The sequence below is a fragment of the Oleiphilus sp. HI0132 genome, from assembly GCF_001635845.1.
The window spans coordinates 1-10,948 of sequence record NZ_LWGJ01000861.1; the positions used below are offsets into that span (position 1 = coordinate 1).

Annotated in this window: 11 protein-coding genes; 2 read left to right on the forward strand and 9 right to left on the reverse strand. The window is 42.3% G+C overall.

The genetic code is table 11. From position 1 onward, the window contains the following. Nucleotides 1-373: AraC family transcriptional regulator ligand-binding domain-containing protein (locus tag A3766_RS09685; protein ID WP_156508840.1), on the reverse strand; the 373-nt coding region annotated here is incomplete at its 3' end. 144 nt (nucleotides 374-517) lie between these two features. On the opposite strand from A3766_RS09685, the gene A3766_RS09690 reads away from it, so the two are divergent. Then, nucleotides 518-1,279 carry an SDR family NAD(P)-dependent oxidoreductase gene (locus tag A3766_RS09690; protein WP_068512644.1) on the forward strand — a complete coding sequence of 254 codons (762 nt, stop codon included), beginning with the start codon at nucleotides 518-520 and terminating at the stop codon, nucleotides 1,277-1,279. A 105-nt stretch (nucleotides 1,280-1,384) separates the two neighbouring features. Then, a complete protein-coding gene (locus tag A3766_RS09695) occupies nucleotides 1,385-2,539 on the forward strand; it encodes an acyl-CoA dehydrogenase family protein (RefSeq protein ID WP_068512646.1) in 1,155 nt (384 codons plus the stop codon). Nucleotides 2,540-2,544: 5 nt separating this feature from the next. Here the strand turns inward: A3766_RS09695 and A3766_RS09700 are convergent, their stop codons facing one another. From A3766_RS09700 to A3766_RS09735, 8 genes are all read right to left on the reverse strand, one after another. After that, a complete protein-coding gene (locus A3766_RS09700; RefSeq protein WP_068512650.1) occupies nucleotides 2,545-3,852 on the reverse strand; it encodes an AarF/ABC1/UbiB kinase family protein in 1,308 nt (435 codons plus the stop codon). Between the two features lie 462 nt (nucleotides 3,853-4,314). After that, nucleotides 4,315-5,301 carry an AgmX/PglI C-terminal domain-containing protein gene (locus A3766_RS09705; RefSeq protein ID WP_068512652.1) on the reverse strand — a complete coding sequence of 329 codons (987 nt, stop codon included), beginning with the start codon at nucleotides 5,299-5,301 and terminating at the stop codon, nucleotides 4,315-4,317. Nucleotides 5,302-5,303: 2 nt separating this feature from the next. Continuing rightward, on the reverse strand, nucleotides 5,304-5,798 hold the full coding sequence (locus A3766_RS09710) for a biopolymer transporter ExbD (RefSeq protein WP_068509548.1): 495 nt from the start codon (nucleotides 5,796-5,798) through the stop codon (nucleotides 5,304-5,306). Further along, the gene (locus A3766_RS09715) at nucleotides 5,795-6,319 is read right to left on the reverse strand and encodes a biopolymer transporter ExbD (RefSeq protein ID WP_068512655.1); all 525 of its coding nucleotides are present in this window, start codon (nucleotides 6,317-6,319) and stop codon (nucleotides 5,795-5,797) included. Before A3766_RS09715 ends, A3766_RS09710 begins: the two co-directional genes overlap by 4 nt. Before the next feature lie 89 nt (nucleotides 6,320-6,408). Beyond that, entirely contained in the window at nucleotides 6,409-7,047 is a 639-nt protein-coding gene (locus tag A3766_RS09720) for a MotA/TolQ/ExbB proton channel family protein (RefSeq protein WP_068512663.1), read from the reverse strand. A gap of 335 nt (nucleotides 7,048-7,382) precedes the next feature. Next, on the reverse strand, nucleotides 7,383-7,715 hold the full coding sequence (locus tag A3766_RS09725; RefSeq protein ID WP_068506862.1) for a hypothetical protein: 333 nt from the start codon (nucleotides 7,713-7,715) through the stop codon (nucleotides 7,383-7,385). After that, nucleotides 7,716-8,339 carry a tetratricopeptide repeat protein gene (locus A3766_RS09730; protein WP_068512665.1) on the reverse strand — a complete coding sequence of 208 codons (624 nt, stop codon included), beginning with the start codon at nucleotides 8,337-8,339 and terminating at the stop codon, nucleotides 7,716-7,718. Next, nucleotides 8,320-10,948 (reverse strand): tol-pal system YbgF family protein (locus A3766_RS09735; protein WP_068642143.1); only part of this gene is annotated, 2,629 nt, incomplete at its 5' end. The genes A3766_RS09730 and A3766_RS09735, both read right to left, overlap by 20 nt.

Consider the following 10,948-nt stretch of genomic DNA (forward strand, 5'->3'; position numbering starts at 1 on the left):
CCTCCGTAGTATTTTCAAGTTGCAGCACGATATCGTTTCTAAAGGTACTGTAGAGCAAGCTTGCCCGCCTTATGCTTTCACCAATAGTTTGCTCCCTTATCATTTGTTTAGCTACGATGGCAAAAACACCTTGTTTACAGGGCTGATCGGTAAAGCCCATGAACTCATCATCCATTAGTCGCCAGATAGAACGAATTAGTGTTGATACTCGCTCAGATGAAATACGATCGCTCCCCCCATAGCAGCTGACAGAGAGAATACCTGAACTAAGACCGCAATCACTCATCACCTTGCTTACATCGACTCGGGCCCTCAAGGCACCCTGCAGAAGTGCATGTACATAGTACAGTGAAATTGAATTTCGCTTGTCCATATCGTCCGCTTAGGTAAAGTTTATACATAGTATATGTATCATTTAGCTAGTTTTCGTCCTATTTTGTCAAACCATATCCTGATTTGCTCTTGCCCGGCGCACAGTCTTCGATCAAACTTTTAGTTTTTCTTATAGGTAAATTCAATGGACATTAAAGGTACACCCGCAATTGTAACTGGCGGTGCATCAGGTCTTGGAAAAGGCACTGCACTCTATCTTGCAAGTTACGGCGCCAAGGTCGCGATTCTTGACTTACAAATCGAAAAAGCGCAAACCCTTGCTGAAGAAATAGGTGGCATTGCAATTGAATGCGATGTAACAAGTGCTGAAAGCGTTGAAGCAGCTATCAATAAAGCACGCGAAACTCACGGGCCCTGCGGTATAGCTGTTAACTGCGCCGGCATTGGCAATCCAGGACGTATTCTTGGGCGTGACGGCCCAATGTCTTTAGACTTTTTTAATACCGTAATTCAAGTAAACCTTGTTGGCTCATTTAATGTACTAAGGCTGGCGGCAGCAGACATGCAAAGCCGAGAAGAAAACGCAGACGGTGAGCGAGGCGTAATCATTTCAACAGCCTCAGTAGCGGCTTATGAAGGTCAAATTGGTCAAGCTGCCTATTCTGCCTCGAAGGGAGGGATCGTATCAATGACCCTTCCCGCTGCACGTGAGCTCGCAAAGTTTGGCATTCGCGTATTAGCGATCGCACCCGGCCTCTTCCTAACGCCTATGATGGAATCATTTTCTCAAGAAGTACAAGACAGCCTTGCTGCAACATTACCCTTTCCATCTAGACTAGGTAAACCCGATGAGTTTGGTAGGCTAGTGCGTGATATTGTTGAGAACCCAATACTTAACGGTGAAGTGATACGTATTGATTCCGCTGTCCGTTTGGCAGCAAAATAATACCAAGCGCGGCATTTTGGGAACATCATAAAGTCGTTACACGTGACCTAGCTGCTAAATAGTCCGCTATTATACAAACACTAACTCACTAAAAGAGGAACCCATATGGACTTATCACTGAACGAGGAGCAAATTATGATTCAGAGTATGGCACGTAAATTTGCCAGCTCTGAACTGATGCCTATCGCCGATAAGCTTGATATGGGGGAGGCACAGGAAACCTTTGTTAAGAATCTAAAGAAACTGGCTGAGCTCGGTTTTATGGGGCTCAATATCTCGAGTGAATACGGCGGTACCAATGCCGGTACCGTTTCCTTTAGTTTGGCCATCACTGAAATAGCCAAGGCTTGCGCTTCGACAGCAGTTACAACATCGGTAACAAACATGGTTGCTGAGGTTATCCAGGCTGTTGGCAGCACACAACAGAAACATTCTTATCTACCAAAACTTTGCTCTGGTGAATATTCTGCCGGAGCATTCTGCTTGACTGAGTCTCAGGCCGGTTCGGACCCTTCATCAATGAAATGTTCCGCTACTAAAACAGCTTCGGGCTGGGCGCTAAATGGCAGCAAGCAATTCATTACCAGCGCAGAATATGCTGGCGTATTTGTTGTCTGGGCTCTGACGGATAAGAGTGCGGCAAAAGGAAAAGGCATTTCTTGTTTCCTTGTCGAGGCGGGGACTCCCGGCCTAATAATAGGAAAACCCGAACAAAAGATGGGACAAAAAGCCTCTTCTACTTGTCAGCTTAGTTTCGATAACTGCAACATTGATGACAGTGCACTTTTGGGTGATCTAAACAAAGGCTATCGTGTCGCCGTTGGCGAACTGGCCGGCGGCAGAATAGGCGTCGGCTCATTAGCACTTGGTATTGCTCAGGCAGCCATCGACTATGCAACGATATACACAAAAGAACGTGAGCAATTTGGCAAGGCAATCGCGAACTTTCAAGGTATCCAGTGGATGTTAGCGGACACCTACACAGAACTAGAAGCTGCACGTTTGCTCCTTATGAGCGCGGCCTACACAAAAGATTCTGGCGCGCCGTTTTCAAAACAGGCATCAATGGCCAAGCTATTTTCAACAGAAGCCGCCAACAAAGCTTGTTATACAGCACTGCAGTTGTTAGGAGGCAATGGCTATATTAAAGATTATCCTATAGAGCGTCTTACTCGTGATGCACGCGTAACAACAATCTACGAAGGTTCCAGTGAAATACAGCGCATTATTATTGCTAAACAAATACTCAGTGAAGCATAGCTTAATCAGCCTTGCAGATAAGGGGCCAACTTAGAACGGAATTCCGCCTTAACCCCCATACTTTTGAGTATCCAGTACTGACCACTTATCATCCGGTCAATATATAAGCTTTCAACCGGCGGGCTAAAGTGCGACATATGTTTAAAGAACAAATGAGTTTGTTTGGCCGCTTCGATATGCAAAGAAGCAGATTCATAGTCATAGTCGTCATTTGTCAGAAAGGGCTCAAATAAAATATTCCGCCAAACTTTGTAGTAGTCTGAACCTGGTGAAGGTTTACTCTCGACCCGCGCACCTAATCTAATAAGCGCATCATCTAGCGCATCATAATCTTCCGCCAAACTAGCAACAATCGCATCTTTATAGGCTGCTAAAACTTCATGCTTAAGCGTTTTAATACAACCAAAATCATAAACAATAACTGAACCGTCTTTTCGAAAAGCAAAATTACCGGGGTGCGGGTCGCCATGAATCTGTTTGAAGTCAAATAGCTGCTCAGCCATAACTTCAAATAGTCTTTCGCCGAGTTGATTGATCTGATCCTGAGTATACTGCTCACGCTTTAGTGCTTGTATATCGTCTCCTGGTAGGTATTCCATCGTTAGAATATGCCTATTTGATAAGTCTTCGATAACCGATGGAATGAGTATCTTTGGATGCTTATCATGAAAACTTTGAAACATCGCAATATTTGCAGCCTCATTATTATAATCGAGCTCCTCATGTAAACGATCCCTAATCTCGGCAAATAGAGCGTCTACACTTTCTTTTGGCATCTTCAGCAAGCCACCTAGCTTAAGCGCTAACCTCAACTGCTTTAAATCAGAGTCGCATGACTCAGCAACCCCTGGATACTGAACTTTGACGACAACTTCTTGCCCTTGCTTAGTACAGGCACGATGAACCTGCCCAATTGAAGCAGCGGCATGCGGCTCTTCATCAAAACGACTGTAAAGCTCATCCAAAGGCGCGCCTAACTGGAGCTCAATCTGAGCCTTAATTATACTAAATTCAACTGGGGGCGCTTCTTTCTGGAGTTTTACTAATGCTTCTGAAAACTCTTTGGGCAATAAATCTTGAGTTTGTGATGCGATCTGTCCGATTTTCATCACAGCCCCCTTAAGCTCACCTAAAGTATCAACGACATCACCAGCCATTTTAGAATAGGTTTCGCGTTTACTTAAGGCAGCATTATCATCAGATTTAAAAACCGACTTGACCCGGTCAGAGGCATAACGACCGGCTACAGAGGCTGTCATTCCAGCTAATTTGATAAAACGTCCTTTCCGGGAACTAATTGTTTTTTTGGGCATAGTTTATATCGAGAAGCATTAAAGGGTGATTTTGACAAACAGCTGTCATTTTAACGATTACGTTAATCTATTTAACACTTAAATTGAGGTGCTCTGCAACAAAGAGGGGCTTAGTTGGGACTGAATAACGGCGCTTTAGTCCTAGAATTTACTTTAACAAAGTGAAATAAGTGGTAATTACGCCCAAACTAAGCCCTTTGGACGATTCAACTACGCCCCCCTCGCCTGTATTATTCCCTCATCGGTAAACAGGAAGAAGAGCACTCAGGCCGCTAACTTCTTCCTGTTTGCAGCTATCTAACGAGGTTCCTTAATTGGCATGTTAGAACTGATAATTTATTCTCCTTAAAAGGCACTTAGTATTTTCGGCTACTAGTGCCTTTTTTTTATGCCTGAATAAGTAGTCTCACTTTATAAACACTAGCTCACTCCTTTCCCTCATCGCTTACCTTGCCAAACGACCTAGTTTGGGCGAAAAGGGAATGGGATATTTATGGTGGTTTGCATTACATTCTCAACACCAAAGTCAGCTAAATACATTCGTTTAACAATTTTATTCTCGAGAACAGGGTGATTAAGCTCGGAACTTACGATACGGCAGAAAGAAACCTCCCCGCTTGGTTCGATTATCACTTCTAGCATTAACAAGCCCTCAAGAAAAGGGTCTTTTCGCAATTCCCGAACGTATAATTTGTTAAAGGCTGACTTTAAGGACTCGGCGACGAGACGAATATTTTCTTCGCTACGCGAAAGCATACCCGAAGCTGCTTCTTCTTCAGCAAGAGCTAAAGATATCTCATCTTCTGTTGCATCTAGCACCTCATTCTCACGCGCACTTAGTGAAACGGTTTCCGCTGGAGCCGCTAAGGCTTCAGTAGAAATCCCACTACTGCGCTTGAGCACTTCTGAACTAGCAGGTCCGCTTGCTTTCGCGGCAATGGTCGCCTGCTTACTTGGTGCAACTTTCTTTTTCAAGGCAGCGACATCGACGACTGTCTTAAGTTCAGCAAGATCTGACTGCAAAGCTAACAAGCCGGACTTTTTAGCAACTTCTCTCGCTTTTTTGACTTTTGTAGTCAGAGGTTTTTTAATCGGCTCCGGCTTTTTAATTGGCTTAGGCTTTTCTTTAGGCTTAGGCTTTTCTTTAGGCTTAGGCTTTTCTTTAGGTTTAGGTTTTTCTTCTTTAGGCTTTTCTTCAACCTTTTTAGGTTTCTCTTCCTTTTTGACTGGCTTGGGTTTGGGTGGCTCTTTTTTCTTCACTAACTTTGCTAGTTGCGGTGGGAGCTTTTCAAGTGATTTGCGATCTTTTTCAGGCACAGATGCATTAGGTATCCATACCGCTAGTACCAAAAAGACCATGAGCAAGGTAAGCAGAATACTGCTGAAACGTTTACTTTCACCAGCTTCTTTCGTCCAAGGTAGATTTAAGCGGTCTTGTGGAAAAATCATCCCTACCCCTTACCTTCAAGCTTTCTTGATACAGCCAGGGAAACCCGGGTATAGCTGGCGGCAGTACAAGTTGCCATAATCTTTTTTAACAGCTTATAAGGCACGTTTTTATCTGCGATTAAAGTAACAGGGTATCCATCACGAACATTCTGCAAAGACTGATTTTTACTTGCTTGATAGTCCAGCTCTGACTTTAAGCCAGGAAATAGACCGTCATCTGAAACCTCACTAATGCTAGATACTACCCGCCCCTGAACAAGGATATTGCTGCCACTTACAGCAATTACGATATTTTCCTTAGGCTGCTGCTTAGCCACCGACAGCGGCAACTCAACAGACTTATCCTGCTGAAGTACTTTTACATCTGAAGAGTTCACCATCAGAAAGAAAACTAAAATGGTAAAAATATCCATGAGTGACACAAGGTTTAAGCCACCGGTTTTATGCATTCGTCGGTAATGACGTTGCATCCTCTTCGCTCTTCTGGATAGTTTCATGGTGTCGCCCCCCCACCAGTACTTTCAACATCCAAAATGGGTGCGTCACCAATAGATATATCGGGGAAAAGCTCTGCATTAACAACACTTGCTGCAACAACAGTCTCATAAGAGCGAGTTAAATCCATGGCACTAACAAGAGTTTGATAATTTATCTCTTCGCCCAAAAGCAATGTGATATCAGTCTTCTCAGGGAACCTGTTTTTTAACTGCTTAAGGACTTTCACTAAGGAATCAAAGTCGTAACCTTGCTCACTACTCTGAATCTTTCTTATTAAACCCTGTTTCGTATCAGCCAATGTCAGGCTGTTTTTACGTATTATTAGTTGCAGTTGCAATTCTTCGGAATTATCTGGGAGTTGCGCATCGTCCAGTACTGGAAAATTAAGGTCTAATACTGCTGTTTGAGAAAAAACCATACTTAATAGCAATACCGGCACAAGTACAATCATGAGATTCATGAACGCAGTGATGTCCAATTCTGCCTGCTGAACAAGCTTTCTATGCTTCCTTCGTGCCATATATATATCGCTAGTTAGTAATACCGGTTAGTTATCTATCTTTTGAATAAATAAACTACTGTCAATTGAGTTCATAAAAAAGATGAGTGCTAGGACTGACCAGTTTTATCGGAAATCATATTTAGTAATTTCACACCAGCCATCTCAAAACTATCGACAATTTCATTGGTCTTAGTCTGTAGCACTGCATGGCAAAGCAATAGAGGAATAGCAGCCATCAAACCAAAAGCAGTTGTATTCATTGCAACGGAGATGCTTTGAGAAAGAAGAGAAGCTTTTTCTGCTGGATCGGCATTGGCTACTGCAGTGAACGCAGCAATCAAACCAATGATAGTACCCAGCAAACCAAGCAAGGTAGATACGTTAGCTAATGTCGCTAAATACTGTGTACGCTTTTCAAGGCGAGGAAGTGTTTCCATCAAGCCTTCTTCCATAGCGAACTCAATTTCATCCCGGTTAGCATTGTTTAATAAACGACTTAAACCCGCACCCATAATTGCTGCAATAGCAGCCTGTGAGTCGTTAGCAAACTTTAGCGCTTTTGGGTAATCGCGCTTTCTAAGAATCGGTAACAGCCCCTTATCAAAGGCATTTCTATTAGAGTTCTTTGCTGCGGTTAAATATATAAAACGCTCAATAGCAATCGCTAAACCGATTACTAAAACGACTGCGATTGGGTACATAAACGCCCCACCTTCCTGAAAAAATCGCAAGATCGTATCTAACATGATTTGTGCCCCTTAATGTTCTAATTAAAGCGTTTTGCAAATACTACGAGTACGTAATGCTCATAGAATCGCTACCGCATCTATTTTTTGTATTCAAAGTAATTGTTCGGCGTTGATGACTAAATAAACATCAACGAAATAAAACAGAGTTTGTCGTCAGCTATAATGCTGATTTTCATTATGTCTTTACCTGCACCTTAATACGTATGAACAGGTTCACGTTCCTTGTTGACGAACGACTATGTGATTGCAAGTGTATAGACAGCAACCCAGGAATTCCGGGACACGCTCATAAATTCCCTACAAATTTACAAGGTTTTACGCTTTCCATTACACTATCGAGGTTTGAAAGACGGAGAATCGACTTCCAAAAACCTTGAAAAATGAATCTGCTGTCGGAACCGGACAGGTTCAATGCTATCTAAAATGCCAGGAATACTTTTTGGCGGAGACGCTTCATCACGCTTCTCTATAGTTGGTAGTTTCCATGGCAGATCAAAACTTACATTTGGCAGTTCAGAGCTGCCAATAATAGAGACTTCCGACAGCGTTTCAACCCTCTTTTCATCTTGATTCGACTTAGAAACCGCAAAAGGAGACATAAGCAACAAAATGACAGATATCAGACAAGAAATTGCTTTAATCCTTCTCAATTTGATCAAATTCATTTACTTACGCTCCAGCATTTTTATCCAGCGCTCTACAGTCTTTGTGTCGTCTTCACCCGCATTTTTAACATAAGCCTGGTAATGTTCAATTGCTTGGTCGTAATCACGTAGGTACAACTCATAAAGTACCCCGAGATTGTAATTAACCATCGGATGATTTGAATCCTTTGCTAAGGCTGACTTTAAAAATCGTTCACTGTCCTGAAACTTACCTTCATCCTGGCTAATCAAAGATAATTGAATCAAAGCGTTTACGTTTTTAGGATTAATATCTAGTGCTTGCTGATAGTAGCCTTCAGCTTCAGCTAACTGCCTATTTGAATGACGAATCAAACCAAGGTTAACGTATGCACCAGCCAGGGTCGGATATCTATCAATTAAGCCCTTAAATATCTCTTCTGCTTCAACGTAAGATTTTTCTTTGATAAGAGCTAGACCTTGCTTGTATGCAATTTTATCGTCTTCCGTGAGGATTGGCTTAACAATAGCGCTAGCCGGCTTCTCAATCTGGATAGGCTCTATTTTTTTGCTAGTACTTGAACAAGCTACGACAAAATACAAAGCACCTATAACAAGGATTACCTTAGATATATGACTCATAGGCTTAGAAATATTCATCAGCATGTAAGATCGCCTTTGATTTACGTTCAAACTCTGTTGGATTCATTTCAGCTAACACTTCATAGGTGGCTGCAATCCATCTATCGTACTCACCATCAGGAACCTTATCGAGGTTAATCTGATAAATCTCCAAAGCTTGCTCTTCGAATGAGTACGCCTGCTCCTCCAGTAGAATGTCGTATTGCTCTAACTGAAGCTCTGTAAGTTTGTCGGGTCTTTCGGAAGACATGATATCTTGCGCTAAGGTTCTATATATCGTTCCGATTTTATAAGTAGCCGCTGAAATAACCTCGGACACTTCGTAATCGGCAAGGCTTTCGAGTTTAGCTACCAAGGCTTTTAGATTTCGTGTTTTTTGATCCAAAGACTTTTTGAGCGGTAAGCTTAAGCTAATCGCTTCAAACTGAAGGATGTCTTTGTTTAATAGCCTAAGCGCTGCATTTGCTGCAACATAAGCAGAACGCCCGTTTCGCTGAGAGATCCTATCCTGTTCATATTCTACAAGCGCTGCACGCCACTTATTAGCATTAGAGTCCTCTTTTCGACGATCAAAATAGCGAATACTTTGGAAATATGCCTCAATATTTAACTCGAACTGATCGGGATAGCGCTTAACAAAACCGTCCAAAAGCCCAACAGCTTCATAGGCAAAGTCATTTTCTAAGTAAATTTCTGCAGCACGATAAAGTGAGTTCGACGCTTTAGCCAAGTCCGCAGTAGAATTCGATATCTCGACTAGTTTTTCTGCAGCAGGAATTGGCTCTTCATTCTCCAAGTAAGCATAGACGAGCTTATCTGAGGCATCCTCATACAACTCACTATCAGGAAAACGCTCTTGGAAAACGTTTAAGGTGGCGATGGACTGCGGCCAATTTTGTATTTGTAGAAACTGTGTCGACGCATCAAAAAGTGCCGTAGGAGCAATACTCGAATCCGGCACTAGGTCGACGACTCTCAAATAAAGTTCGGCACTTTTCCCAATCGCACTTTCTTTCTCTGCTTGCTTGTAAACAGACGCAGCTAAGCGCTCGCTTAAGACCTCTACATCAGACTTCTTATTATAAGTAACAAGTTTTTGATAGGCTTTTTCTGCAAGAGAATAGTTTTCTAGCTCGAAATGACTATGAGCGTTAACCAACCAACTAGAATACAATATCGCAGCAGGTGCCGATCTGGACTGTACAACTCGGGAAGAAACTTCTACTGCATTGATATAGTCTAGTTCGCGATAATATTCATTTGCTAGGTCGTTCAACAATCCTGCCGTCTGATTAGCCATAGGAAAATGCGCAGCAAAACGCTCAATCGCTTCTCTGCGAAGTAGCTTATCAGATGGCCCGAGATCTTGGGTATTGCCGCTATTTGAAACTTTGATGTCGTCATATGTCAGAACTGAAGCATAGCCAGCTTGAACTGCCTTTGGATGGCTAACATTTTCATAAGCTGCACGTTCGTATAGAGAAATTGCACGACGATAATCACCAATTTTATATGCAGCCTCAGCTGCAAGGTAAAGGTTCTCACCGCTATAGCGATCTTGACCTCGCGTGAGAACCAGCTCTTCGTAATAGTCTGCAGCCTGCTTACCAAATACATAATAGCTTGACGCTTTAGCTGAAATTTCAGCAGGCTCACTCTTAACTTCGGAGTCTTTGGCGTAAGCCGTTTGCATTCTTACATAATATAGGTGTGCCAACTCATCTAGGGCCTCAACAAGCAAAGGTCTGACAATCTCTAATTGAGAGGGTTCAAGCGTTTTCCAATAAGGGCTATGAACACCGAAATTCTTTACAAAATTTTCTTTCGCTTCCCATTCTAGAATATCGAAATTACCACGACGATAGGTTTGTATTTCATTTTGTGCCATTCGATAAGCATCAAAATTCATTTGATAGTTATCGGTAAAGCCCCTGGCTACGAGACCCGCATCACGAAATCGCTCAGATCTTAGGTGGAATCGAAATAAGGAGTCATAAAGCAAATATGCATAGTCCTTATGCCCGATACTCTGTTGTAGCACCTCAATACTCTCGCCGCTTCTGTCTTGAGAAAACATAGTAGAGAAAAGTCGGAAGGTATCGTCAACAATATCTTGATCCTTGAGGCCCAAGGTATCGTACCCGATTGCATTCCTTAGCTCAGGGTACTTATCTAATACCTTACTAGCATGAACTGCTGAGTCGGCAAACCTGTCCTGTCTAAAAACAGCCCAACCTAACTTAAAGTTTGCTCTATGATGGAAGGTAGAATCTTTTGTAAAAGCCAGTACTTTCTTATACTGCGCTTCAGCTTTATCAAACATACCCAAATCAAAATATGTCTCGGCAATTCGGAACATACTTTCATCAACCAGATCAGACTTTGGGTAAAGACCTACTAACAATTTAAGTCGTTTTATAGATTCTTCAGAATTACCTATAAATTTTGTTGCCTTAGCTGTTTGGTAAAGCAATTCATCCATGCGTTGATAAAATACACCTGAATCGACAATACGATCATAGCTATCGAGCACCACCTGACTTTGAGTAACTTTATCAATCGTAAGTTTCTTGCTATCGAGTTTGTACTTTTCCCTTAAGTTATTAATACGATTCAAAGCATCAATTTTTACA